Raw genomic sequence first — 24806 nt, forward strand, 5'->3', positions numbered from 1 at the left:
AGCTGTATGCGCTGGTGGATAAAGCGCAAGAGGTCGGTTTGGCTTGAAATCTTCGCCCATTGGCGGCGTTGGCCGGGCAGTCCTGCTCAGTCCGCCGGGCGGCACCAGCCCACGTCGGCGTCCCCCCGGCGCCAGCACGGGCTGGCCGCCTCGCGATTGCGCTGCGGAATGCCCTCCAGGTCGAGTTGCACATCGACGGTGTCAAAGCTTTTCACGCCTTGGCCGTCCAGCTGCAGCCGCAGCAGCCAGCCGCGCCGCTGGCTGGGGTTGTCGGTTTCCTTCATCACGAAATTGCCGACGCTGTAAATGATGGGCTTGCCCTGGTAATGGGCAATGTCCTGGGTGACGTGCGGGTGCCCGCCAATCACCGCATCGGCGCCGGCGTCAATCATCAGCCGGGCCAGCTGGCGCTGCCGGGCGTTCGAGACCGGCTCGTTTTCCCAGCCCCAGTGCATCACCGGAATCACCAGGTCGGCTTGGTACACGGCGCGCGCCTTGCGGATGTCGTCCACGACCTGCTCGTCCTCGCTCCAGGCAATGCCGGGCGCGTTGTAGTCGGCCTCGAAGCTGCGCGGCATGAACTCGCTGTAGCCGAGCAGCGCAATGCGCAGGCCCTTGCGCTCGATGATGAGCGGGGTGTGGGCCTCGGCCAGGTCATGCCCGCCGCCGAACTGCGCCAGGCCGGCTTGCTTGAGCAGTCCGAGCATTTGCGCAAACGCCTCGCGGCCGTAATCGCCGGAATGGTTGTTGGCCAGCGCGACCGCGTCAAAATGCCGCTTGAGCACTGGCAGGCTGCGCGGATGCGCGCGAAAGGTGTAGTTCTTGTCGCCCGCCGAGCCGGTGGTGGCAATCACGCATTCGAGGTTGCCCAGGCGGATATCGGCGCTGGCGAAGACGCCCGCCAGGCCAGAGAACGGGTCTTCTCCGCGCGCTATCATGGCGCCGGCCGTGTCGTCGAGCACGATGTCGCCGGCAAACACCAGGCTGACCTCTCCCGCCTCGCCCGCCTTACCCGGCTCTTGGGCGGTAAACGCCAGCGGACACCAGGCCAGGCACCACGCGCACATCCAAAAGCGGAAAAAACCGGCCTTCATGGCTGGACGCCTTCGAGCGTGCAGCTGTAGATCAGCTCGCGCTCCGCCGGGCCGGCGTACAGGCGCTGCTCGCCGGTGAGCGGGTAGGGCGCGGCCGAGGCCGCAAAGGGCGGCAGGAACTTGGCCTGCTGCACCAGCACCGGCTGGGCGCCGGCATCGAGGTAGGCGTACAGCACGACGCGGTCAATCCGCGCATCGCTGCCGACCATCACCGCCTTGAAGCGAAAACGCCCGGCTATGTCCACGGAGGGCACCGGATAAGGATCGCTCACCGGCACGGCCTCTACCACCTGGGTGGCGCCCGCATAGGTCACGCTGCAGCGCAGCAGCGGTGCGGCAAGCGCAGGGTGCAAGAGCGTGGCCAGTCCGGCCAGGGCAAAAGCAGTGAGGCGTGGGTAATCCATGGCGGGTATTTTGCGCGCTGCCACTGCGCTGGCAATCAGTCCGCAAGTTTGTCAGCCAGTGTTTTTATGCTATTTTTATAATAGCTGCTTGTGCAATGGCAGCGTGCGTAAACGGCATTTACGCCATGAAATACATGGCTGAAGGCGCCCTGAGAGATTGCGCAAGACCGCTGAAAGGCTTGGAAAACCGGCTGACGCCATGGCGACAGCCCTTCAGGTGTTGCCCTGATGTGGCCGGGGGGCGGGGCGGCACATCATGGCGTTTTGCCAACCGCCAGACCTTTCAGGAGACGCTTTTATGCAACGCCGCCAACTGCTCCAGTCCGCCGCCGCTCTGGCCGTTCCCGCGCTGGGTTCGCTGGGCGCCGCCTTCGCCCAGGCCCAGGGCTTTCCGGCCCGCCCGATCAAGCTCATCGTGGCTTTTCCGGCGGGCGGGCCGACCGACATCACCATGCGCGCTCTAGCCGACAACGCGTCGAAAATCCTCGGCCAGCCGATCATCATCGACAACAAGCCCGGCGCGGGCGGCACGCTGCCGGCGCAGCAGTTGCAGACCTCGCAGCCTGACGGCTACACGCTGGCGCAGATTCCGCTGGGCGTGTTCCGCCTGCCGTACACCACCAAGATCAACTGGGACCCGGTCAAGGACATCAGCTACGTGCTCAACGTGACCGGCTACGCCTTCGGCATCGTCGTGCCGGCTGACTCGCCGTTCAAGACCTGGGCCGACTTTGTTGCCTATGCCAAGGCCAATCCCGGCCGCCTGACCTACGGCTCGACCGGCACGCTGACCAGCCCGCACCTGACCACCGAACTGATCGCGCAAAAGGCCGGCATCGAACTGCAGCACATTCCCTACAAGGGCAGCGCCGACCTGATGCTGGCGGTGGTCAGCGGCCAGCTCATGGCGGCGTCCGACAGCACCGGCTTTGCGCCGCAGGTGGCGGCCGGCAAGCTGCGCGTGCTCAACACCTGGGGCGACAAGCGTCTGGACAAGTTTCCCGACGCGCCGACGCTCAAGGAACTGGGCTACGACATCGTGCAGAACTCGCCCTTCGGCATCGGCGCGCCCAAGGGTACGCCGCTTGAAGTGGTCAAGCGGCTGCACGACGCGTTCAAGAAAGCCATGGAAGAACCGAGCTACGTGAGCGCCCTTAGCCGCTACGACATGCTGCCCAACTACATGGGCACGGCCGACTACAGCAAGTTCGCCCAGGAAACTTTTCTCAAGGAAAAAGCGCTGGTCGAAAAGCTCGGGCTGGGCAAGCCGTCCTGACGCGTCAGCCGGCGCGCGCTGCCAGCACGGCGGCCGCCACTTCGGCAAAGCCCGCGCCGCGCTCGCCCCGGGTGATGTAGCGCGGCAGGTGGCTCAGCTGCGCTTCAAAGCGCCGCACATTGGCCACGCCGATGCTGTTGCCGAAGGCCTCGAACATCAGCTGGTCGTTGGTCGAGTCGCCGACGAAAAGCCAGCGGTCCATTTCGGCGTCGAGGTTGCGGCCGAAAAGTTCGCGAACGATCCAGCGCGCGCCCTGCAGCTTGTTGTGGCTGCCGAACCAGCCGTTGATGTGGATCGAGCTGACGGTGGCGTTCATGCCTTCGCTGCGCAGGATGCGCACCACGTCCGCAATTTGTGCGGGGCTGAGGTGCGCGAACTCGCTGTGGTCGATGGCGATGTCGGTTTCACGCCCGGGCGAGTCGGTGGCGCGGCGCGCGCCCGGCAGTTCGCGCTCGATGCGCGCCAGCACGGCTTGCATGCGCGCCATGTTGCAGGCGCGGGCCTGGGCGTCGAGCTAGTATTGTTTTGATAGCTGCATATGCCCGCCGGATATGCGTGAAAAGCCTTTTTCGCTTGAGATCAGCGCCACGGCGCCGTTTTCCGCCACGATGGCATTGACGGGTCATTTCCGCGCAAACGGCTCGCTCCAGCCCACCGGCCGGCCGGTGATGGCGATAAGGTCCAGGCCGGCCGCTTTCAGGGCGGCGAGAGCTGCCAGCGCATCTTGCGTGATGGCGCCTTCGGTGGTCAGGGTGTCGTCGATGTCGGTCAGGATGCCGCCGACTCGGCGGCGCGCGGCCAGGGGCCAGTCTTCAAAAGCTTGCATCGGAAAATTTTCGCATACCCCTGAAAGGGGTTTTTGCCAGAACTGTCTTTGGGTGTGTTCTGTACAATGCTGCTCTCCTGAGGAGCGTTGCAACCCACGGCATGTGGTCTAGGCTCAGGACTTTTTCTTGCAACCACGCTCACCCGCAGGCGCTTTTGACGCCGGGTGAGTGAATTCCACACTTCCCTTCACAGTCCCTGCGGTCGTGGCCATTTTGCCCGCTTGATCCTGATTTTGGAGATTCCCCAATGAACGCCGTTTTGAAGACCATGCTGAACACCGACCACATCATTGCCGACCTGACGCTGGCCGCCTGGGGCCGCAAGGAGCTGAAGATTGCCGAGACCGAAATGCCCGGCCTGATGGCGATGCGCCAGGAATTCGCCGCTGCCCAGCCCCTCAAGGGCGCGCGCATCACCGGCTCGCTGCACATGACCATCCAGACCGGCGTGCTGATCGAGACGCTGCAGGCACTGGGCGCTCAGGTGCGCTGGGCGTCGTGCAACATTTTCTCGACGCAAGACCATGCCGCCGCCGCGATTGCCGCCGAAGGCACGCCGGTGTTCGCCATCAAGGGCGAAACGCTGGCCGACTACTGGGACTACACGCACCGCATTTTCGAGTTCACCGGCGCCAAAGGCACGCCCGAGGAAGGTCCGAACATGATCCTGGACGACGGCGGCGACGCGACGCTCCTGATGCACCTGGGCACCCAGGCTGAAACCGATGCCAGCCTGCTCGAAAACCCCGGCAGCGAAGAGGAAACCTGCCTGTTCACCGCCATCAAGGCCAAGCTGGCGCAAGACCCGACCTGGTACAGCCGGCGCCTGGCCAACATCATCGGTGTGACGGAAGAAACCACCACCGGCGTGCTGCGCCTGAATGAAATGTCGGTCAAGGGCACGCTGGCGTTTCGCGCCATCAACGTCAACGACTCGGTGACCAAGAGCAAGTTCGACAACCTCTACGGCTGCCGCGAGTCGCTGGTCGACGCCATCAAGCGCGCCACCGACGTGATGATTGCCGGCAAGGTCTGCGTGGTCGCCGGCTATGGCGACGTCGGCAAGGGCTCGGCCCAAGCGCTGCGCGCCCTCTCGGCCCAGGTCTGGGTCACCGAGATCGACCCGATCAACGCGCTGCAGGCCGCGATGGAAGGCTACAAGGTCGTGACCATGGAGTACGCCGCCGACAAGTGCGACATCTTCGTGTCCGCCACCGGCAACAAGAACGTCATTACCTACGCGCACATGGCGGCCATGAAAGACCAGGCTATCGTTTGCAACATCGGCCACTTCGACAACGAGATTGATGTCGCGTCGCTGGAAAATTGCACCTGGGAAGAAATCAAGCCGCAGGTGGACCATGTGATCTTCCCCGACGGCAAGCGCATCATCTTGCTGGCCAAGGGCCGGCTGGTGAACCTGGGCTGCGGCACCGGCCACCCCAGCTTTGTCATGTCGTCAAGCTTTGCCAACCAGACGATTGCCCAGATCGAGCTGTTCACCAAGCAGGCCGAATACGACGCCGGCAAGGTCTATGTGCTGCCCAAGCACCTCGACGAAAAAGTCGCGCGCCTGCACCTGAAAAAGGTCGGCGCGATGCTGAGCGAGTTGAGCGACGAGCAGGCCGCGTATATTGGCGTGTCCAAAGCCGGTCCTTACAAGGCCGATACCTATCGGTATTGAGTTTTGCCTTGCTCCTTCCCCTTTTAGGGGAAGGCAGGGATGGGGGCCTCCCCGCTTCGCTGGCTTTTGTGCCGCAAATCAACCGTGTGCCTGAACCCGGCCCCCATCCCAACCCTTCCCCCAGTGGGGGAGGGAGTGAAAACCAACAGAACTCCATTGACTTATGCGCGCTGATCTATTTCTTGTCGAACATGGCCATGCCACCACCCGTTCCCAGGCCCAGCGCCTGATCGCCTCGGGCGTGCACTGGCGCGTGGACGAGGCGGTGGCGTGGAAAAAAATCGCCAAGAACGGCGACGAGATTCCCGCCAATGCCGAGCTGCAGCTGCTCGACACCACCGAAGCGAAATACATTTCGCGCGGCGGCCTCAAGCTAGAAGGCGCGCTTGACGCCACCGGCCTGGACGTGGCCGGCCTGCGCTGCCTGGACATCGGCCAGTCCACCGGCGGCTTTACCGACTGCCTGCTGCAGCACGGCGCCGCGCAGGTCGTGGGCGTCGATGTCGGCCATGGCCAGCTGCACGACAGCCTGCGCAGCGACGAACGCGTGGTCTGCATCGAGGGCGTGAACGCGCGTTCGCTGACGGCCGGGGAACTGGCGTCGCATTATCGGCGCGCGCTGCACATCAGCAGCGGCAGCGAAGACGATTTCGAGGATTTTGACGACGAGGATGAAGGCGACGACGGTGAAGACGAAAACGGCGACGGCTTCAACCCGGTGTTTGACTTCCTGACCGGCGACCTGTCCTTCATCTCGCTGACGCTGGTGCTGCCCGCCGTGGTGCGGCTGCTGAAGGCCGACGGCCAGCTGTTGATGCTGGTCAAGCCGCAGTTCGAACTGCAGCCCGGCCAGATCGGCAAGGGCGGCATCGTGCGCGACGCGGCGCATTTTGAATTCGTCGAAAAGCGGCTGCGCGACACCTGCGCCGGCCTGGGGCTGGAGGTCAAGGCCTGGCTGGCCTCGCCGATTGCCGGCGGTGACGGCAACCGCGAATTCTTCATTCATGCCCAGAAAGGCCATGAAGTGCAGGGCGAAGACCAGCCACTGGCCGCTGCGCCGAAACGCCAGGCCGCCAAGCGGATTCCGCGCAGCGAAATGCGCGCTTCCCGCGAGCCGCACGAAGACTCCGAGGCCGCCGAGGCCGCGCATGCCGGCCAGCACGGTCCGGCCAAGCGGCGCGGCAAAAAATCCGACGACAACTCCACCAGCGATTAAAAGGCCTGTGATGAGCATTCCGGTCAGTTTTGAATTTTTCCCGCCCAAGACGCTTGAAGGCGCCGACAAGCTGCGCGCCACGCGCCAGGCGCTGTACGCGCACCAGCCCGAGTTCTGCTCGGTCACCTTTGGCGCCGGCGGCTCGACGCAGGAGGGCACCTTCAGCACCGTCAAGGCCATTCTTGACGAAGGCATGGCCGCCGCCAGCCATTTCTCGTGCGTTGGCGCCACCAAGGCGACGGTGCGCGAACAGCTGGCCGCCTTGCGCGCCATGGGTGTCCAGCGGCTGGTGGCCCTGCGCGGCGACCTGCCCAGCGGCTACGGCGCGGGCGGCGAGTTTCATTACGCCAGCGATCTGGTGGCCTTCATCCGGCATGAGACCGGCGACGCCTTTCACATCGAGGTGGCCGCCTACCCGGAAATTCATCCGCAGGCCAAATCGGCCGAAGCCGACCTGCAGGCCTTTGCGGCCAAGGTTCAGGCTGGTGCCAATTCGGCCATCACCCAGTATTTTTTCAACTCCGACGCTTATTTTCGTTTTGTCGATGACGTCTATCACCTGGGCGCCGACGTTCCGGTGGTGCCGGGCATCATGCCGATCACCAGTGGGGCCCAGCTGATGCGTTTTTCCGATGCTTGCGGCGCCGAGATTCCGCGCTGGATTCGCTTGCGCCTGCAGGGCTTTGGCGACGACACGGCATCGATCAGGAGCTTTGGCCTGGACGTGATCACCGACCTGTGCGACCAGTTGAGCATGGCCGGCGCGCCGGGCATCCACTTTTACACGATGAACCAGGCGGCAGCGACGTCCGAGATCATTCGCCGGTTGAATCCGGCCTGATGGCGGGGCTGCTTGTTGCTGCCCGGGGCGGGCTCTCGCGCTGGCTTGCGGCTGGCCTTTTCGGGCTGCTGGCAGGCTGCGCCACGCCGCCAGCGCCGTCTGATCCGGCACTGGTTTTAGCTTCTCCAGCACCAGCGCAATCGACCCTGGCAGTGCCTCCATCGGCCCCTGCCCTTGATACGCAACCGCCGTCACGCCTGGCGGATTTCATTGCCAGGCGTCTGCGCAGGAAAATCGAGTCCCCCGTGCCTGCGGTCGAAGCGCAAGCCTTGGTGCCGGCCGATGCACCCGTTGATGAAAAATACCAGCTGACCGGCGAGGCCGCCCGCGAACTGGAGCGCGGCCATGCATCGTGGTACGGCGGGCAGTTCCATGGCCGGCGCACCGCCAGCGGCGAGAACTACGACAAATACGCGCTGACGGCGGCGCACAAGACGCTGCCTTTCGGCACCATCGTCCGGGTGCGCAGCCTGAAGCTAGGGCGCGAGGTCGATGTGCGCATCAACGACCGTGGGCCGTTTGCCCCGGGCCGGGTGATTGACGTGAGCCAGGCCGCCGCCGAGGCGCTGGGGCTGATGGGCGCTGGCGTCGCCGAGGTGTCGCTGAACGTGGCTGACAGCCTGGGCGACACGCAACAGCCGTCCCGTTCCCGCAAAAAACCATTGCGCCGCACGGCGGCCAAGCCTGCGGACCCGTACCGACACTAGGATTTCGGCCGTCCGATGGCCGCCAGCCACCGCATGGATGGCGCTAAGCATGGGCAGCCTTGCCAGCTTGCCCCTTTGCCTGAAAGGGCAAAAAAAAACCGCCAACATGTCGTTTGCGTGTTTACTAGAATTTCAGTAATTCCTGAAACTTCAGTAGATTGCGCACCATGAACCTTGCCCCCCTGACCCAGCGTTTTGTCCTGCATTTTGGCGAGATGGGCAGCCGCTGGGGCATCAACCGCACCGTGGGGCAGATTTATGCCCTGCTTTATGTCTCGCCCCGGGCGCTAAACGCCGACGACATCGGCGACGCTTTGGCCTTTTCCCGCTCCAACGTCAGCATGGGCCTGAAGGAACTGCAGTCGTGGAACCTGGTGCGGCTGCAGCACCTGCCGGGCGACCGGCGCGAATACTTCCAGGCGCCCGAAGACGTGTGGGCGATTTTCCGCACGCTGGCCGAGGAGCGGCGCAAGCGCGAGATTGACCCGACGCTGTCGATGCTGCGCGATGCGCTGATGGAGCAGCCCAGCGGCGCCGACGACACCCATGCCCAGGCGCGCATGCGGCAGATGCACGACCTGATCGAACTCATGACCAGCTGGCTGGCCGACGTGCAAAAGATGGACTCGGCCACGCTGGCTAGCCTGATGAAGATGGGCGCCAAGGTGCAAAAACTGCTGGAGGCCAAGGACAAGGTCGCCAGCACGGTAAAGGCCGGTTTCAAAGGGCTGGCTTCGCCGGCCCCGGCCGCATTGCCAGCCGCCGCGCTGGCAGACAACGACAGGAGTTGACCATGGACGGACTTGACGCATTCCTGCTGGCCCGGATTCAGTTCGCGGCCAATATGACCTTTCACATCCTGTTCCCGACCATCAGCATTTCTCTAGCCTGGGTGCTGCTGTTTTTCAAACTGCGCTTCGTCAGGACCGGCCAGCAGCACTGGATGGACGCCTACCAGTTCTGGGTGAAAATTTTTGCGCTGACCTTTGCGCTGGGCGTGGTCAGCGGCATCACCATGAGTTTCCAGTTCGGCACCAACTGGCCGGGCTTCATGGAAACCGTCGGCAACGTGGCCGGACCGCTGCTGGCCTATGAAGTGCTGACCGCGTTTTTTCTAGAAGCCACCATGCTCGGCGTGATGCTGTTCGGCCGTGCCCGCGTCAGCGAACGCATGCACACCATCGCCACGCTGCTGGTGGCCGGCGGCACCACGCTGTCGGCGTTCTGGATTTTGGCGCTCAATTCGTGGATGCACACGCCGGCCGGCTTTGAAATGATCAACGGCCAGGCGCATGTCACCAGCTGGCTGGAAGTGATCTTCAACCCGTCGTTTCCCTACCGCTTCACGCACATGATGCTGGCGTCAGGCCTCACGGTGGCCTTTCTGGTGTCGGGCATTTCCGCCTACCGCTGGCTTCGCCAGGACCGCGCCACCGAAGTCATGGCCGGTCTGAAGACCGGCATCTACCTAGCCGCCTTCCTGATCCCGCTGCAGATCATTGCCGGCGACTTTCACGGCTTGAACACGATGGAGCACCAGCCGGCCAAGCTGGCCGCCATGGAAGGCATCTGGCAGACGCAAAAAGGCGTTCCGGCGGTGCTGTTTGCGCTGCCCGATGAAAAGACGCGCGAAAACCGCTACGAAATCAGCATCCCGAAGCTGGCATCGCTTTACCTGACCCACAGCCTGGACGGCGAGGTCAAGGGCCTGAACGAGTTCGAGGGCCAGCATCCGCCCGTGGCGCCGGTGTTCTGGGCGTTTCGCATCATGGTCGGCATGGGCCTCTTGATGCTGGCCGTGAGCTGGACCAGCGTGCTGCAGCTGGCCCCATGGAAGAAAGATCCGACGCGCACGCTCAGGACCTGGCAGGCCAGGGCGCTGGTGGCCATGACCTTTGCCGGCTGGGTGGCCCTGATTGCCGGCTGGTACACCACCGAAATCGGCCGCCAGCCCTGGCTGGTGTCGGGCGTACTGACCGCCGCCGATGCAGCCTCGAAAGTGGCGGCGCCTAAAATTGCGCTGACGCTGGCGCTCTACCTGACCTTGTATGCCGCGCTGATTGTGGCCTATGTCTCGGTGGTGTTTTACCTGGCGCGCCACCGCACGCATGCCGACAAGCCTTTCGAGGCGGGCATGGAGGACACGCTCAATCCGGTGAACTACCCGGACCCCAAAGCCGCCCGCAAAGTCAACCCCGCAGGAGCCTCCCATGCTTGACCTGGCCCCTGACCTGACGCAAGCCGCCGGCTGGATGCCGATGGTATTTTTGGCGGTGATGGGCCTGGCGATGCTGGCCTATGTGGTGCTCGACGGCTATGACCTAGGCGTGGGTGTGCTGATGAATCGCGCCAGCGACGACGACAAGGACAGCATGATCGCCAGCATTGGCCCCTTCTGGGACGCCAACGAGACCTGGCTGGTGCTGGGCGTGGGCATCTTGCTCACCGTGTTTCCGATGGCGCACGGGGCGATCCTGGGCGCGCTCTACCTGCCGGTGGCGATGATGCTGATCGGCCTGACGCTGCGCGGCGTGGCGTTTGACTTTCGCGTCAAGGCGCGTGCATCGCTCAAGCCGCTGTGGAACCGCGCTTTTTTTGCCGGCTCGGTGCTGGCCAGCTGGAGTCAAGGCTACATGCTCGGCTCGCTGATCACCGGCTTTGACTCAGGTGGCTGGATCATCGCCTTCAACGCGGTGATTGGCGCGGCGCTGGTGGCAGCTTACTGCCTGCTGGGCGCCGGCTGGCTGATCATCAAGTCCGAGGGCGAGTTGCAGCTGCAGGCGGTGCGCTGGGCGCGGTCCAGCCTGTTTTTCACCATGGCGGGCATTGCCGCGATTTCGGTGGCCACGCCACTGGTGAGCCAGAGCATCTTCGACAAGTGGTTCAGCTTTCCGAACATCGTGCTGCTGCTGCCGATTCCCGCCGCCACCACCGTGCTGTTTTGGGTCATTTACCGCAGCTTGCAGCGCCTGCCCACGCGGCTGGCGCAGGGCAACGAATACGGCGCTTGGGTGCCGTTTGGCGGGACCATCGGGGTGTTTTTGCTGGCGTTCTACGGCCTGGCCTACAGCCTGTTCCCATGGCTGGTGATCGACCGGATCACCATCTGGCAGGCCGCCATCGCGCCGGAGTCCATGGGCATCATCCTGGCCGGAGCCGCCGTCGTGCTGCCGATGATCATCGGCTACACGGTGTTTGCCTACCGTGTGTTCTGGGGCAAGAGCACGGCGCTGAAGTATTAGCCGGGGCTGGGGTGATGAGGGTTCAGGCTGACAAAGCCGGCTGGCGTCAGAATCGGTATCGAGCGCCACGGACTCAACACCAGTAAATCGTTGTCACTGCTGATGATGGCGTCAGCCTCGAAAACCAGCGCCAGGGCCAGAAATTTGTTGTCTTTCGGGTCGCGGCAAGCCGGCTGAACGCTCAACTCATCGGACTCCAGCACGCCGAAAAGGTGGGCATGTTGACGAACCAGCGCCACAAACGAAAGCCGGGTTTGTGCGTCCAGGTAGCGGTCAAACTTGTCGCGTCGGAGTACTTGCTCCAACTCATTGAGCGTGGCGCTTGAGGCGCAAATCTCACAGGAGCCCAGTGCTTTCAAAAGCGCTTGGTGAGGGACCGAGCCAATACGCAGCGCAGCACTGACCAAGGTGCTGGTATCGAGCACCACCCGCCGAAGCACGCTCATCGGGCGTCACGAACCAGGCGATTGACCTCTTCATCCGTCAACTCGGCAGCTGCAGGTGTCGCGTGTTTTGAAGCGGTGGCGCTCCAGTCCTCAAAAGCGGCGAGCGCCTTGCCGCGCTTGCGCCGCGCGTCCAGCAGTTCCGCCATGTCTTGCGGCGACACAATGAAAGCTGCAGCCCGCCCATGCCGGGTAATGCTGACCGGCTCGCGAAGAATGGTGTCCAGAAGCTGGCCAAAGCGGTTTTGGGCTTCAACAGAGGTGACGGTGATCATGGGTTACTCCTGAAAACTAGCTAACTTGTACAGTATAGATGGAGTTTTAGGTGACAGATCGCGTTTCAACTGGATGAGTGTGGGGCCGCTGAATTCAGCCGCCGTGTTCCAGCGTAAAACCGGCATTGCGATCCTGCCCAAGCAGGGCGACCATTTGCGGCAGGGCGGCGTTCAGTTCGGCCTTCAGCGTGTGCGGCGGGTTGATGATGAACATGCCGCTGGCCGGCAGGCCGGGGCGGACGACTTCGCCTTCGGCGTCGGTGGTCAGCTTGCTGGACTTGACCGTCAGCGTGGCATGCAGCCAAGGGCGGTGCGCCTTGACCGCCAGGGTCTTGAGCTTGCGCGGCAGGTCGTGCGCCTCGGGGCGCGGAATGATCGGATACCAGACCACATAGGTACCGGTCGCAAAGCGCTTGACGGCATCGGCCATGGTGGCTGCAACCCGGGCATAGTCGCTCTTCATTTCATAGCTCGGGTCGCACAGCACCATGGCGCGCCGGGCCGGCGGCGGCAAAAACGTTTTCAGCGCCTCGAAGCCGTCCTCGCGTGCCACCACGACCTGGCGGCCGACGCCGAGTTGCTCGATGTTGCCGGAAAGCGACTTGTAATCGGTCGGGTGCAGCTCGAACAGTTTGAGCTTGTCGCGCCCGCTCAGGAACTTCTGTTCGATGAAAGGCGAGCCCGGATAAATCTTCAGGTGCGCCGTGTCGCCGGTCTGGGCGAAATGCGGATTCAGGCCGCGCAGCAGTTCAAGGTAGTCGAGCAGGGCGGGTGCCCATGCGTAACCGGCGGCGGCCGGCGAGGCAGCCTCGGCTTGCACTGCCGTGGTCTTGGTATCAGGTGCTACTTTTTTGATAGCTGTAACTGCACGAGCATCGGGCGGAGGAGGGGTTTTTGATGCCGAAATCAGCTTGAAAATGCCTTCACTGGCTTCGCCGCTTGTCTCGGTGTAGTCGCCATCGAGGCGGTACAGTCCGGCGCCGGCATGGGTGTCGATCACGGTCAGCGCCGTGTCTTTCTGGGTCAGGTACTTCATCAACGCAATCAGGCAAGTGTGCTTGAGAACGTCGGCATGGTTGCCTGCATGGAAGGCGTGGCGGTAGGAAAACATCCCTCTATCGTACCTTCTTGAAGGCAAAGCTTCTGAAAAATTGGCGCAAGCGCTTGATTCTTCATATAATCTTGGGCTCTGCAGCGCACATGTGGTTCCGCGGCAGGGTTGCCTGAAAAGGCAAATGACCACCTAAGAGGTTCTCACCAGAGGAACGCCGACCGTGGAAAAGAACCCGACAAACCCTTTTTTCAAAAAGAAAACTCATGAAAACCTTCAGCGCCAAACCCGCTGATGTGACGCACGAGTGGTTTGTGATTGACGCGACCGACAAGGTCCTCGGACGAGTAGCCAGCGAAGTTGCTCTCCGTTTGCGCGGCAAACACAAGGCCATTTACACGCCTCACATCGACACCGGTGATTTCATCATCATCATCAACGCAGCCCAGCTGCGCGTGACCGGTGCCAAGTCGACCGACAAGATTTACTACCGCCATTCCGGTTATCCAGGCGGCATCACGGCTACCAATTTCCGCGACATGCAAACCAAGTTCCCGGGCCGCGCCCTGGAAAAAGCCGTCAAGGGCATGCTGCCCAAGGGCCCGCTCGGTTACGCCATGATCAAGAAACTCAAGGTGTACGGCGGTGCAGAGCATCCGCACACCGCACAACAGCCTAAAGTGCTGGACATCGCAGGCATATCACGGGAGTCAGCCAAATGATCGGTGAATGGAACAACGGCACCGGCCGTCGCAAATCCAGCGTCGCCCGCGTGTTTCTGAAAAAAGGCACTGGCAAGATCACGGTCAATGACAAGGACATCCAGGCGTTCTTCGGTCGCCAGACTTCCATCATGATCTGCCGCCAGCCCCTGTTCCTGACGAACCACGTCGAGACGTTTGACATCATGATCAACGTCCACGGCGGCGGCGAGTCCGGCCAGGCCGGCGCAGTGCGCCACGGCATCACCCGCGCCCTGATCGACTATGACGCAACGCTCAAGCCAGCATTGAGCCAGGCCGGTTTTGTTACCCGCGATGCGCGTGAAGTCGAACGTAAAAAGGTCGGTTTCCGCTCAGCCCGCCGCCGCAAGCAGTTCAGCAAGCGTTAATTTTCGCTTCCCTGCCTTGCAAAAAAGCCGCCCGGTTCGCCTGGCGGCTTTTTTTATGGAAAGTCTCCCTGACGGTAAGACGCGCAGCCTGTATGGTTGATTGATTTACTGTACTATTTATCCCATTGCTTACTGATTAACGGAGTTCCCCATGAGTGCAGTTGCTGAAAATATCCAGACTGAAATGCCTTCCCCCTTTGTGTTTACCGACAGCGCGGCTTCCAAGGTGGCCGAGCTGATTGCCGAGGAAGGCAATCCCGACCTGAAACTGCGTGTGTTCGTACAGGGCGGCGGCTGCTCGGGTTTCCAGTACGGTTTCACCTTCGATGAAATCACCAATGACGACGACACCACCATGACCAAGAACGGCGTGTCGCTGCTGATTGATGCCATGAGCTACCAGTACCTGGTCGGTGCAGAAATCGACTACAAGGACGATCTGGAAGGCGCGCAGTTCGTGATCAAGAACCCGAATGCGAGCAGTTCGTGCGGCTGCGGTTCGAGTTTCTCGGTCTGAGCGGGCGACGTAAAGGCCGTTCACGCTGCCTTTGCGCACAAGCCGCCCTCAAGGCGGCTTTTTTAATGTTCGCGAAAATTTCTCTTGGCGACCCGAAGCCGGTTCAGGCCGGGTACAGCGCGCCCAGCACGCGCAAACCCGCCGCCCCGGTCACGCCGGGCAGGTTGCCAGGCTGGCGCCTGAGCATCTGGCGGGCCAGCCAGGCAAAGGCGGCTGCCTCGACCTGTAGCGGCTGTAGGCCGTGCGCGTCCGAGGTGCTGACGCGCAGCCAGGGCAAAGCCGCCTGCAGGCGCTCCAGCAGATGCAGGTTGAAAGCGCCGCCACCGCAAACAATCATCTCGATGCTATTTTTTCCATAGCTGTTGACGCCCGCAGCACATGCGCAAACCGTCAATTCGGTCAATGTATTTTGAATGTCCTCGGGGCGTTCGCTGGCAAAGGGCTGGATCTTTCCGGCCAGCCACGCCAGGCTGAACAAATCGCGGCCGGTGCTCTTGGGAATCGGCTGCGCAAAGTAGGGCTCGTCCAGCAGGCTGGCCAGCATTGCCGGAACCAGCCGGCCGCTTTTCGCCCAGGCGCCGCCGGCGTCGAACGGCTGGCCGGTGTGCTGAAGGCACCAGGCATCCATCAGCGCATTGCCCGGCCCGCAGTCAAAACCCAGAACCGCAGCCGCCGAACCGGACGGCGGTAGCACGCTGAGGTTGGAAATGCCGCCCAGGTTCAGCACTGCCACACCGCTATCGCCGTTGCCAAAAACACCCTGGTGAAAGGCCGGCACCAGCGGCGCGCCCTGGCCACCTGCGGCCACGTCGCGGCTGCGGAAATCCGCCACCACATCGATCCCGGTCAGTTCGGCCAGCAGGGCGGGGTTGTTGAGCTGAAGCGTGTAGCCGACGCCTGAAGGCGCTGTGGACGTTCGCAAGGGCTGATGCCTCACCGTTTGCCCGTGCGCGCCAATCGCCTGGATCTGGGCGGCGCTGATGCCCTGCGCCTCTGCCTGCTGCACCAAGGCGGCGACCACGCGCGCATACACCGCCGCCAGCTCGCTGCCTGCCAGCGCGGCGCGATGCAGTTCATTGTGCGAAGGCGCATTCAGCGCCAGCAGTTCGGCCCGGAAGCCTTCGGCAAACGGGTCGCTGGCGCTGGCGATGACGCGCAGCATGTCGCCGGAGAAATCGACCAGCACACCGTCGGCGCCGTCAAGGGATGTGCCTGACATCAGGCCGATGAAATAGTCGTGCATGCCGCGATTTTGCCGCAGCGCCGCCAGCGAGTTATTCGGCGCGGGTCTGGTCGATGGTGGCGGCGGCCTGCAGCTGGTTGCGAAAGCCATTGGCCAGTTGCCTGAACTGCGGCAGCGCGGCGGCCGGCACCGGCACCACGTCGCTTTGCTTGGCAACCGTCATCGGGTCTTGCTGCACGCCGTTGATGCGCACCTCGAAATGCAGGTGCGGGCCGGTAGCCCAGCCGGTGGCGCCGACCAGGCCGATGGTCTGGCCCTGCGTCACGGCCTGGCCGACCTGCACATTGATCTTGCTCAGGTGGGCGTAGACCGTTTCCATGTTGTTGCGGTGCTTGACGAAGACCACGTTGCCAAAGCCGTTCTGCACGCCGGCGAACTCGACCACGCCATCGCCGATGGTCCGGGCCGGCGTGCCGGTGGTGGCGGCAAAGTCGGTGCCGTTGTGGGCGCGCCAGGTTTGCAGCACCGGATGAAAGCGCATCGAGAAACCGCTGCTGATGCGCGAGAACTCGACCGGCGAGCTCAGGAAGGAGCGGCGCAGGCTCTGGCCGTCCAGCGTGTAGTAGCCGCCCTTGAGCGGTGCGCCTGCGGCATCCTGGCCGGGCGGCTGGAACCACATCGCCTGGAAGGTCTTGCCGCCGTTGACGAACTCGGCCGACAGCACGCGGCCGGCGCGCATGGTTTCGCCATCGGCTTCCAGGGTTTCGTAAACCACGTTGAAGCGGTCGCCCTTGCGCAGTGCGCGGCGAAAGTCAATGTCGGTCGAGAAGATTTCCGCGATCTGCACGCCGACCCCGTCGGGAATGCGCGCATCGTCGATGGCGGCAAACAGCGTGGTCTGGACAGCGGCGCTGGCCAGCTGCGCCGAGCGGATGTAGGGCGCGGTTTCGATGCGCGACGTGAAGCCGGCACTACCGGCGCTGCGCTCGATGACTAGGCGCTGGAACATCTGTTCGTCATCGGTCGCCCAGCGCATGTTGAGCTTGAGCAGTTGCTGCCGCTCACTGGCTTCAACGGTAACGTTCTTGCCCGGCTGTCCGGCCAGAATCAGTTGCGCATTGGCGTCGCTGCGCAAAAAGGCATCGGCTGCCGCGTCGTCGAGGTTGAGGCGCCTGAGCAGCGAGGCAGCCGTGTCGCTGCTGCGCGTGGCCTCGGTGCGGAACAGTTTGAAGCTGAAGTCGGCCAGCGCCTCGGTTTGTGCCTTCGCCGACTGGGGCGCCAGCGGCTCAATGGCTTCGAGCACCTGGCGCACCGGCAGATCGGCGGCGTCGGGCGCCAGCGGCGCAACACCGAACGCCGTCACGCCGGTCCCCAGCAGCAGCACGGCCAAGCTGCCGGTGATGCGCCGGGGGTGGCGGCGCAGGCTTTCGCCAACGGCGGTCAATACGCGGGAAAGGCTCAAGGGTGTATGGGCGGCGACGGGCAGGCGCAAAACGTAAATCCCAACAAAAGTGCGCCGTGCTCTCAGGAGCGGCCGGACAGCGATGACAGGTCAATCGATGCCCTAGCCCAGGCGTTTTGTCAGCGCGAGGGAGCATCGAACTCGAAAATTTTGGCTTCCTCGCCAGGGGACAGTAGCGCCTCTAAAATGAGGGCCCGACGTAGGAAAGTCAGAATTATATCTGTCGGACAATAACCGGTCCCAAGAAAAACCCTTATGAATCAAGAGCTTGTTACAAAAACCCCCTTGTCTGACCGTGTCCGGAAGGCGCTGGCCGTCTCCCTGAGGGGCTGCGACGAGCTGATTCCGCAGGACGAATGGGCCCGAAAACTGGTTCGCAGCGAAGCCACTGGCGTGCCGCTGCGCATCAAGCTCGGGCTGGACCCGACCGCCCCCGACATCCACATCGGCCACACCGTGGTGCTCAACAAGATGCGCCAGCTGCAGGATCTGGGCCACACCGTGATCTTCCTGATTGGCGATTTCACCAGCCTGATCGGCGATCCGTCCGGGCGCAACAGCACGCGCCCGCCGCTCACGCCCGAGCAGATCAAGGTCAACGCCGAAACCTATTACCGCCAGGCCAGCCTGGTGCTGGACCCTGCCAAAACCGAAATTCGCTACAACAGCGAATGGTGCGACCCGCTCGGCGCGCGCGGCATGATCCAGCTCGCCTCGCGCTACACAGTGGCCCGAATGATGGAGCGCAATGATTTTCACGATCGTTACAAAGCTGGCCAGTCGATCAGCGTACACGAGTTTTTGTACCCCTTGATGCAGGGCTACGACTCGGTGGCCCTGAAAAGCGACCTGGAGCTAGGCGGCACTGATCAGAAATTCAATTTGCTGATGGGCCGGCACCTGCAGCAGGAATACGGCCAGGAGCCGCAGTGCATCCTGACCATGCCGCTGCTCGAAGGGCTGGACGGCATCGAGAAGATGTCGAAAAGCAAGAACAACTACATTGGCATTTCCGAGGACGCGAACAGCATGTTCGCCAAGGTGCTGTCGGTGTCCGACGTGCTGATGTGGAAGTGGTACACGCTGCTGTCGTTTCAGAGCGAGGCGGACATCGCCGCGCTCAAGGCCGAAATTGAAGGCGGCCGCAACCCGAAGGATGCGAAGGTGGCGCTCGCGAAAGAGATCACGGCGCGTTTCCATTCACCCGCCGCCGCCGATGCCGCCGAACAGGACTTCATCAACCGCAGCAAGGGCGGCGTGCCCGACGAGATTCCCGAAGTTTCGCTCTCAGGCGCACCGCTGGGCATTGGCGCGTTGCTCAAGGCGGCCGGCCTGGCGCCGTCGGGCAGCGAAGCCAGCCGCCTGATCGACGGCGGCGGCGTTCGCGTCGATTCGAGCGTGGTGAGTGACAAGGCGCGGAAGCTGCCGGCCGGAATTTACGTGGTACAGGTCGGCAAGCGCAAGTTCGCGCGTGTCACGCTGAGCTGATGCGCCGGGTCCATCGTTCATGAAAGCCGTGCTGCAGCGCGTGTCCGAGGCCCGCGTCGTCATTGCCGCCGAAACCGTTGGCCGGATTGGCCGGGGCCTCTTGGTGCTGGTCTGCGCCGAACGCGGCGACACCGAAGCGCAAGCCGGCAAGCTGCTGGCCAAGATTCTCAAGCTGCGCATCTTTTCGGACGACGCCGGCAAAATGAACCGCAGCGTGCAGGACATCGACGCGCAGGGCGCTTGCGGCGGGCTGCTGGTTGTCAGCCAGTTCACGCTGGCCGCCGATGTCTCGGGCGGCAACCGGCCGAGCTTTACCGGCGCGGCCGCGCCCGACGAGGGGCTGCGGCTGTACGACTACTTCGTGGCGCAGGCGCGCGCGGCGCACCCGCAGGTCGAAACCGGCCAGTTCGCCGCCGACATGCAGGTGCATCTGGTCAACGACGGGCCGGTGACGATTCCGCTGCGCATCGCGCCCGATGCTTGAGTAGCTGGTAAGTGCTATGGTTTAAATAGCTGCTTGCACCCGTCCCTATTGCGCAAGGGCCGTATTTGGTGCATAAACTGTCAGCGGTAAGGGTTGTCGAAGCCCAAGCCGGCCAGAATCTCGATTTCCAGCGCTTCCATTTCCTCGGCGTCCTGCTCGCCGGTTTCATGGTCCCAGCCTTGGGCATGCAGCGTGCCATGCACCAGCAGGTGCGCGTAATGCGCCTGCAGCGTCTTGCCGTTTTCTTCGGCTTCCCGTGCCACCACCGGCGCGCACAGCACCAGGTCGGCGGTCACAAACGGCGCCTGGGTGTAGTCAAAGGTCAGCACGTTGGTCGCGTAGTCCTTGCCCCGGTAGTCGCGGTTCAACGTCTGGCCTTCTTCGGCGCCGACGATGCGCACGGTGATTTCGGCGTCGCTTTGCAGCGCATGGCGAATCCAGCGCGCCACGCTGTGGCGCGGCAAGGCGGCGCGGTGCAGGGCGGCGTCGGGGAATTTTCCGAACTGCAGCGACAAACTCAGTGAATTAAGAGCCATTTCGACTCCTGGCGCTTGTCTTGCGGGCCGGAGCAGCTACCAAATCAATAGCGTCCTGGGCGTCGTCGCGGTTGCTCGGTGTCTTGTCGTAGGCGTCAACAATGCGCGCCACCAGCGGATGGCGCACCACGTCCGCGCTGGTCAGCCGCGTGATGGCAATGCCTTGGACGCGCTTAAGCACGCGCTCGGCATCGACCAGGCCGCTGAGCTGCGTACGCGGCAGATCGACCTGGCTCACATCGCCGGTCACCACCGCTTTGGAGCCAAAGCCGATGCGCGTCAAAAACATCTTCATCTGCTCGGGCGTGGTGTTTTGCGCCTCGTCCAGGATGACGAAGGCATGGTTGAGCGTTCGGCCGCGCATGAAGGCCAGCGGCGCAATCTCGATCTGCTGGCGCTCGAAGGCCTTTTGCACCCGCTCGAAGCCCATTAGCTCATGCAGTGCGTCGTAAAGCGGGCGCAAATACGGGTCCACCTTCTGGGCCATGTCGCCCGGCAAAAAGCCCAGGCGCTCGCCGGCCTCGACCGCCGGTCGCGTCAGCACAATGCGCTGCACCGTGCTGCGTTCCAGCGCATCGACCGCGCAGGCCACCGCCAGGTAGGTCTTGCCGGTGCCGGCCGGGCCGATGCCAAAGGTGATGTCGTGCGCGGCGATGTTTTCCAGGTAAGTGCCCTGGTTGACGGTGCGCGCGCGCAGGTCGGCGCGGCGCGTCGTCAGCGTTATTCCGCCTTCGGTGGTGTTCAGCGCCATGTCGCCGGCCAGCATCAGCTGCACGGTTTCGGGCTCGATCGGCCGCTGGGCGATTTCGTAGAGCGCCTGCAGCACTTCGAGCGCCTGGGTGGCCCGCAGCTTGGCGCCGTCGATCTTGAACTGCTCAAAGCGGTGCGCAATCGTCACCTGCAGGCCTGCCTCGATGGTGCGGATGTGGATGTCCATGGGACCGCACAGGTTGGCCATGCGGGTGTTGTTGGGCGGCGTGAAGGTGTGGCGAAGCATCAAGGCGTGGGTTTTCCTGAAATGGGGCAGGGCAAAGGGCGGAAAAGCGATTGTCTGCCTAAATCGGGGCGGCCACCCGGCTGCTAAGATTTGGCCATGATAGGAAGACTCACTGGCCAGCTGGCCGAAAAAAACCCGCCCGAAATCCTGCTGGACTGCCATGGCGTCGGCTACGAGGTGCTGGTGCCCATGAGCACGTTCTACAACCTGCCGGGGCTGGGCGAAAAAGTCAGCCTGTTCACGCATTTCATCGTGCGCGAGGACGCGCAGCTGCTCTACGGCTTTGGCAGCACGACCGAGCGCGCCGCCTTTCGCCTGCTGATCAAGATCACCGGCATCGGCCCGCGCATGGCGCTCAGCGTGCTCAGCGGCATGAGCGTGGCCGACCTGGCGCAGGCCGTCACGCTGCAGGAAACCGGCCGCATCATCAAGGTGCCCGGCATCGGCAAGAAGACTGCCGAGCGCCTGCTGCTCGAACTCAAGGGCAAGCTCGGCGCCGACATCGGCGCGCAGGCCAGCGTGAGCAACGAGGCGCAACTCGACATCCTGCAGGCGCTGGTGGCGCTGGGCTACAGCGACAAGGATGCGGCGCTGGCGCTCAAGGCGCTGCCGCAGGATGTGGGCGTGAGCGACGGCATCAAGCTGGCGCTGAAGGCGCTGGCGAAGTAAAGAATAAATTCTGCCAAGCGACTTCGCTTGGGTTGCTTGGCAGGTGATACGGCGATAACTGCTCAACATCAGGAAAACAATGTTTCTAAGTGACAAAATTCTTTTGAAGCCTTTTTTAGACAAGCTTCACACTGGTGCTATTCAGTTGCCAGACTTTCAGCGTTCCTGGGTATGGGATGAAGAAAACATCCGCAGCTTGCTTGCCAGCGTGCTCAACGGTTATCCGGTGGGCGCCTTGCTGACGCTTGAGACCGGAGGCGAAGTGCAGTTTCAGCCGCGTGCTTTGGAGGGTGTCGAGCGCGAACGTGCAGTCCTGCATCAAGGGCCTGTGCCTAAGCCTGACTTGCTCTTGCTCGATGGGCAGCAGCGCAGCACGTCGCTTTACCAGACCTTGTTGTCCACGCAGTCTATGGTCTGCAATGACCGCCGCGGCAAGCCGCAGGAAAGATTCCTGTATTTGGACATAGGCAAAGCGCTGTCTGGCGAACCTATCACCGAAACCTGTGTGGTGCCGGTGCCTGCATCACGCGTGATCTATGACGTTATTTATCGCAAGACTCTGCTTGATGTGAGCACTCCCCAAAAAGAATACGAAAGCCATTTGTTTCCTCTGAATCAAATATTTAACTTTTTCAACTGGCTTGGCGGTTGGCAGGCGTTTTGGCAAAAGCATGCTGCGCCCCAAGACGTGCCAGTGCAGGAACTGCTGGCCTTGATTGGTCGCGTGAACCAGTACTCAATGCCTTATATCCAGCTCAGCAAGGACAATGGCCGACGGGCGGTCTGCACCATTTTTGAAAAGGTGAATACGGGTGGAAAAAAGCTGGATGCTTTTGAACTGCTCACAGCTATGTACGCGGCCGAGCCGTTGCCAAATAGCAAACCATTTGACCTGCGAGCCGACTGGTATGGGCAGAAACCGACACCAGAGGTTGGAAAAAAAATCGGCCGTCAAACTATGTTGCGCGCTACTGGGCATTTGGACGGCGTGCTCAAGGCTCTGGCCAGCACCGAGTTCATGCAGCCCGCGTTGCTGCTTCATACCATGCAACTACGCAAGCAGGCAGAAGTCGCCAATAAGAAAGGCAAGGACTTGCCAGCGATCACTTGCAAGCACGAGGATCTGCTTGACCTTCCCCTTCAGTCTTACATTGGCTATGCCGACCGGGTACAGCGTGGTTTTATCGCTGCCTCCAAGTTTGTCAATCAGGACATGGTGTTGCGCCACAGAGAGCTGCCCTATCCGCCCCAGCTAGTCACGCTGGCAACGGTCTTTGCGGCTCTTGAAGGCGTGACCGTGGCTGAGCCTGCCAAGGCAAAACTGCGGCAGTGGTTTTGGTGCGTAGCGCTGGATGAAGCCTACAGTTCATCGACTGAGACCAAGATTGCCCGCGATGTGCCTGAGTTGCTCGCGTGGATAGGCGGTTCTGGTCCAGTGCCAAGAACGGTGGAAGAAACGCTATTCCAGGCTGACCGGCTCGATACCCTGCGCAGCCGCTTGGCTGCTGCTTACAAAGCCGTGCATGCCTTGATGCTGCGCCACGGCTGCCGTGATTTCATCAATGGTCAGAGTGCTCATTTAGCAAGTTTCTACGCCGATCCTATGGATATTCATCATATCTTTCCAAAACGCTGGTGTGAAAAGAAGGGCATTCTTCCAAGCAGATTCAACGCCATCGTCAACAAGACGCCGATTTCCGCTGCCTCTAATCGAGCTATTGGCGGAGATGCGCCATCTGTGTACTTAAAACGCATTGAGGAAAAGCACAAGCTCAACAGCTCCCATCTTGATGACATCCTTCGAACTCACTTGATTGATCCTGTTCACCTGCGAAACGATGATTTCGAAGGTTTTTACCAAGCGCGCAAAGCAGTTTTAGGTAAGTTGATAGAAGCTGCTACGGGCAAACCTGTGTTGGTTTCTCAGTTGTTGGCGAGTGCGCAGTCGGATATCGATGTAGATATGGACGAGGAGGACGAAGAATACATTTTGGTTTCCCCTGAAGCGCTGTCCGCATCGACATAGATCACATGCCATGACCATCCAGACCGACGACTTCGACATGTCCGACCTGCCGCCGGCCCGGCGCATGCTCTCCAGCGCCCCGGCCTCGCCGAAAGAGGAAGCCATCGAGCGCGCGCTGCGCCCCAAGCTGTTCGACGACTACGTCGGCCAGGCCAAGGCGCGCGAGCAGCTGGAAATCTTCATCGGCGCGGCCAACAAGCGCGGCGAGGCGCTCGACCATGTGCTGCTGTTCGGCCCGCCAGGGCTGGGCAAGACGACGCTGAGCCACATCATTGCGCACGAACTGGGCGTGAACATGCGCCAGACCTCTGGCCCGGTGCTGGAAAAGCCCAAGGACCTGGCGGCGCTGCTGACCAACCTGGAAAAGAACGACGTCCTGTTCATCGACGAAATCCACCGCCTGAGCCCGGTGGTCGAGGAAATCCTCTATCCGGCGCTGGAGGACTACCAGATCGACATCATGATCGGCGAAGGCCCGGCGGCGCGCTCGATCAAGCTCGACCTGCAGCCGTTCACGCTAGTCGGCGCCACCACGCGCGCTGGCATGCTGACCAACCCGCTGCGCGACCGCTTCGGCATCGTCGCGCGGCTGGAGTTCTACACGTCCGAGGAGCTGGCGCGCATCGTCAAGCGCAGCGCCGGCCTGCTCAACGCCCCCATGAACGAGGAGGGCGGCTTCGAGATCGCCCGCCGTTCACGCGGCACGCCGCGCATCGCCAACCGCCTGCTGCGCCGGGTGCGCGACTATGCCGATGTCAAGGGCAGCGGCACCATCACGCTGGACATTGCCAATCGGGCGCTGGCCATGCTGGACGTCGATCCGCTGGGTTTTGATTTGATGGACCGCAAGTTCCTGGAAGCGCTGATTCACCGCTTCGACGGCGGCCCGGTCGGGCTGGACAACATCGCCGCGAGCATTGGCGAGGAGCCCGGCACGATCGAGGACATGATCGAGCCGTATTTGATCCAGCAGGGCTTTATCCAGCGCACGCCGCGCGGGCGCATTGCCACGCTGGCCGCGTACCGGCACCTGGGCGTGGCGCCGCCGCAGTCGGGCAACGGTTTGTTTGGCGAGTGACGGGCGCGATTTTTTACATAAAATAGGCCTGTAGTGCACGACTTGCTTGTTTGGGTAGCTATTAAATAAGGGGCTTAGGAAGCAGAGGCGATTAAAGCGGGTTGCTTCTGAGCAAGGTCAGCAGGGCATGATAAAGGCTTTGATGGCGGTGATTGAAGCGGTACTCCGTCTCTTTCAGATGCAGATAGAACGTAT

Annotated in this window: 25 protein-coding genes, 2 pseudogenes and 1 riboswitch; of the genes and pseudogenes, 16 read left to right on the top strand and 11 right to left on the bottom strand. The window is 62.4% G+C overall.

The window, feature by feature from the left end:
- Window positions 1-86 precede the first annotated feature (86 nt).
- Entirely contained in the window at window positions 87-1094 is a 1008-nt protein-coding gene (locus ACP7AD_RS12835) for a CapA family protein (protein WP_426147966.1), read from the bottom strand.
- On the bottom strand, window positions 1091-1498 hold the full coding sequence (locus ACP7AD_RS12840) for a hypothetical protein (RefSeq protein ID WP_426147967.1): 408 nt from the start codon (window positions 1496-1498) through the stop codon (window positions 1091-1093). The genes ACP7AD_RS12835 and ACP7AD_RS12840 overlap by 4 nt, the downstream gene beginning before the upstream one ends.
- 298 nt (window positions 1499-1796) lie before the next feature.
- Here ACP7AD_RS12840 and ACP7AD_RS12845 point away from each other — a divergent pair, with 298 nt between their 5' ends.
- Window positions 1797-2774, top strand: a complete 978-nt coding sequence (locus tag ACP7AD_RS12845; RefSeq protein ID WP_426147968.1) for a Bug family tripartite tricarboxylate transporter substrate binding protein — start codon at window positions 1797-1799, stop codon at window positions 2772-2774.
- A 4-nt stretch (window positions 2775-2778) separates the two neighbouring features.
- On the opposite strand, the pseudogene ACP7AD_RS12850 reads toward ACP7AD_RS12845, so the two are convergent.
- Window positions 2779-3600 (bottom strand): annotated as a pseudogene (locus ACP7AD_RS12850) (HAD-IIB family hydrolase).
- A gap of 73 nt (window positions 3601-3673) precedes the next feature.
- Window positions 3674-3748, top strand: a riboswitch (S-adenosyl-L-homocysteine riboswitch).
- A 100-nt stretch (window positions 3749-3848) separates the two neighbouring features.
- On the opposite strand from ACP7AD_RS12850, the gene ahcY reads away from it, so the two are divergent.
- The 7 genes from ahcY (at window position 3849) to ACP7AD_RS12885 (ending at window position 11291) form a co-directional block, all read left to right on the top strand.
- Complete coding sequence (gene ahcY, locus ACP7AD_RS12855; protein WP_426147969.1) at window positions 3849-5285, top strand: adenosylhomocysteinase; 1437 nt, start codon at window positions 3849-3851, stop codon at window positions 5283-5285.
- Window positions 5286-5448: 163 nt separating this feature from the next.
- Entirely contained in the window at window positions 5449-6501 is a 1053-nt protein-coding gene (locus ACP7AD_RS12860; RefSeq protein WP_426147970.1) for a TlyA family RNA methyltransferase, read from the top strand.
- A 10-nt stretch (window positions 6502-6511) separates the two neighbouring features.
- Complete coding sequence (metF, locus tag ACP7AD_RS12865; protein WP_426147971.1) at window positions 6512-7342, top strand: methylenetetrahydrofolate reductase [NAD(P)H]; 831 nt, start codon at window positions 6512-6514, stop codon at window positions 7340-7342.
- A gap of 245 nt (window positions 7343-7587) precedes the next feature.
- Window positions 7588-8049, top strand: coding sequence for a septal ring lytic transglycosylase RlpA family protein (locus ACP7AD_RS12870; protein WP_426147972.1), 462 nt, complete (start codon window positions 7588-7590; stop codon window positions 8047-8049).
- A 167-nt stretch (window positions 8050-8216) separates the two neighbouring features.
- Window positions 8217-8840, top strand: a complete 624-nt coding sequence (locus tag ACP7AD_RS12875) for a GbsR/MarR family transcriptional regulator (protein ID WP_426147973.1) — start codon at window positions 8217-8219, stop codon at window positions 8838-8840.
- Window positions 8841-8842: 2 nt separating this feature from the next.
- Window positions 8843-10267 carry a cytochrome ubiquinol oxidase subunit I gene (locus ACP7AD_RS12880; protein WP_426147974.1) on the top strand — a complete coding sequence of 475 codons (1425 nt, stop codon included), beginning with the start codon at window positions 8843-8845 and terminating at the stop codon, window positions 10265-10267.
- Complete coding sequence (locus tag ACP7AD_RS12885) at window positions 10260-11291, top strand: cytochrome d ubiquinol oxidase subunit II (RefSeq protein ID WP_426147975.1); 1032 nt, start codon at window positions 10260-10262, stop codon at window positions 11289-11291. The genes ACP7AD_RS12880 and ACP7AD_RS12885 overlap by 8 nt, the downstream gene beginning before the upstream one ends.
- Here ACP7AD_RS12885 and ACP7AD_RS12890 read toward each other — a convergent pair.
- The 3 genes from ACP7AD_RS12890 to ACP7AD_RS12900 form a co-directional block, all read right to left on the bottom strand.
- Window positions 11288-11737 carry a putative toxin-antitoxin system toxin component, PIN family gene (locus ACP7AD_RS12890; protein WP_426147976.1) on the bottom strand — a complete coding sequence of 150 codons (450 nt, stop codon included), beginning with the start codon at window positions 11735-11737 and terminating at the stop codon, window positions 11288-11290. The two genes, ACP7AD_RS12885 and ACP7AD_RS12890, sit on opposite strands and share 4 nt — an antisense overlap.
- Window positions 11734-12009: a type II toxin-antitoxin system Phd/YefM family antitoxin gene (locus ACP7AD_RS12895; protein WP_426147977.1), complete on the bottom strand. Its 276-nt coding sequence runs from the start codon at window positions 12007-12009 to the stop codon at window positions 11734-11736. The genes ACP7AD_RS12890 and ACP7AD_RS12895 overlap by 4 nt, the downstream gene beginning before the upstream one ends.
- Window positions 12010-12103: 94 nt before the next feature.
- Window positions 12104-13120 carry a 23S rRNA (adenine(2030)-N(6))-methyltransferase RlmJ gene (locus ACP7AD_RS12900; RefSeq protein ID WP_426147978.1) on the bottom strand — a complete coding sequence of 339 codons (1017 nt, stop codon included), beginning with the start codon at window positions 13118-13120 and terminating at the stop codon, window positions 12104-12106.
- A 206-nt stretch (window positions 13121-13326) separates the two neighbouring features.
- Here ACP7AD_RS12900 and rplM point away from each other — a divergent pair, with 206 nt between their 5' ends.
- The 3 genes from rplM to erpA all read left to right on the top strand — a co-directional run bounded on the left by rplM (window position 13327) and on the right by erpA (window position 14688).
- On the top strand, window positions 13327-13782 hold the full coding sequence (gene rplM / locus ACP7AD_RS12905; protein WP_426147979.1) for a 50S ribosomal protein L13: 456 nt from the start codon (window positions 13327-13329) through the stop codon (window positions 13780-13782).
- Window positions 13779-14171: a 30S ribosomal protein S9 gene (gene rpsI / locus ACP7AD_RS12910; RefSeq protein ID WP_196863961.1), complete on the top strand. Its 393-nt coding sequence runs from the start codon at window positions 13779-13781 to the stop codon at window positions 14169-14171. The genes rplM and rpsI overlap by 4 nt, the downstream gene beginning before the upstream one ends.
- A 151-nt stretch (window positions 14172-14322) precedes the next feature.
- Window positions 14323-14688 (top strand): iron-sulfur cluster insertion protein ErpA, encoded by a 366-nt coding sequence (gene erpA, locus ACP7AD_RS12915; protein ID WP_036806313.1) that lies wholly within the window; start codon window positions 14323-14325, stop codon window positions 14686-14688.
- A 103-nt stretch (window positions 14689-14791) separates the two neighbouring features.
- Here erpA and ACP7AD_RS12920 read toward each other — a convergent pair whose 3' ends face one another.
- Together ACP7AD_RS12920 and ACP7AD_RS12925 are read right to left on the bottom strand one after the other, a co-directional pair.
- Window positions 14792-15931 (bottom strand): anhydro-N-acetylmuramic acid kinase, encoded by a 1140-nt coding sequence (locus ACP7AD_RS12920; protein ID WP_426147980.1) that lies wholly within the window; start codon window positions 15929-15931, stop codon window positions 14792-14794.
- A 31-nt stretch (window positions 15932-15962) separates the two neighbouring features.
- Window positions 15963-17333 carry a peptidoglycan DD-metalloendopeptidase family protein gene (locus tag ACP7AD_RS12925; protein ID WP_426147981.1) on the bottom strand — a complete coding sequence of 457 codons (1371 nt, stop codon included), beginning with the start codon at window positions 17331-17333 and terminating at the stop codon, window positions 15963-15965.
- Window positions 17334-17588: 255 nt separating this feature from the next.
- Between ACP7AD_RS12925 and tyrS the strand changes: the two genes are divergently transcribed.
- The gene (tyrS, locus tag ACP7AD_RS12930; RefSeq protein ID WP_426147982.1) at window positions 17589-18821 is read left to right on the top strand and encodes a tyrosine--tRNA ligase; all 1233 of its coding nucleotides are present in this window, start codon (window positions 17589-17591) and stop codon (window positions 18819-18821) included.
- A gap of 19 nt (window positions 18822-18840) precedes the next feature.
- Window positions 18841-19305, top strand: a complete 465-nt coding sequence (gene dtd / locus ACP7AD_RS12935; RefSeq protein ID WP_426147983.1) for a D-aminoacyl-tRNA deacylase — start codon at window positions 18841-18843, stop codon at window positions 19303-19305.
- 80 nt (window positions 19306-19385) lie between these two features.
- On the opposite strand, the gene ybeY is transcribed toward dtd, so the two are convergent.
- A complete protein-coding gene (gene ybeY / locus ACP7AD_RS12940) occupies window positions 19386-19841 on the bottom strand; it encodes an rRNA maturation RNase YbeY (protein ID WP_426147984.1) in 456 nt (151 codons plus the stop codon).
- Window positions 19831-20841 (bottom strand): PhoH family protein, encoded by a 1011-nt coding sequence (locus ACP7AD_RS12945; protein WP_426147985.1) that lies wholly within the window; start codon window positions 20839-20841, stop codon window positions 19831-19833. The genes ybeY and ACP7AD_RS12945 overlap by 11 nt, the downstream gene beginning before the upstream one ends.
- Before the next feature lie 93 nt (window positions 20842-20934).
- Here ACP7AD_RS12945 and ruvA point away from each other — a divergent pair, with 93 nt between their 5' ends.
- From ruvA to ruvB, 3 genes are all read left to right on the top strand, one after another.
- Window positions 20935-21507 carry a Holliday junction branch migration protein RuvA gene (gene ruvA / locus ACP7AD_RS12950; RefSeq protein WP_426147986.1) on the top strand — a complete coding sequence of 191 codons (573 nt, stop codon included), beginning with the start codon at window positions 20935-20937 and terminating at the stop codon, window positions 21505-21507.
- Between the two features lie 79 nt (window positions 21508-21586).
- Window positions 21587-23533, top strand: a complete 1947-nt coding sequence (locus ACP7AD_RS12955) for a GmrSD restriction endonuclease domain-containing protein (protein WP_426147987.1) — start codon at window positions 21587-21589, stop codon at window positions 23531-23533.
- A 10-nt stretch (window positions 23534-23543) separates the two neighbouring features.
- Complete coding sequence (gene ruvB / locus ACP7AD_RS12960; RefSeq protein WP_426147988.1) at window positions 23544-24611, top strand: Holliday junction branch migration DNA helicase RuvB; 1068 nt, start codon at window positions 23544-23546, stop codon at window positions 24609-24611.
- Window positions 24612-24702: 91 nt separating this feature from the next.
- On the opposite strand, the pseudogene ACP7AD_RS12965 reads toward ruvB, so the two are convergent.
- Window positions 24703-24806: pseudogene (locus ACP7AD_RS12965) on the bottom strand (IS1595 family transposase); the annotation flags it as partial.

This window comes from Polaromonas sp. DSP2-3-2b2, assembly GCF_049895905.1.
Taxonomy (GTDB): domain Bacteria; phylum Pseudomonadota; class Gammaproteobacteria; order Burkholderiales; family Burkholderiaceae_C; genus Polaromonas.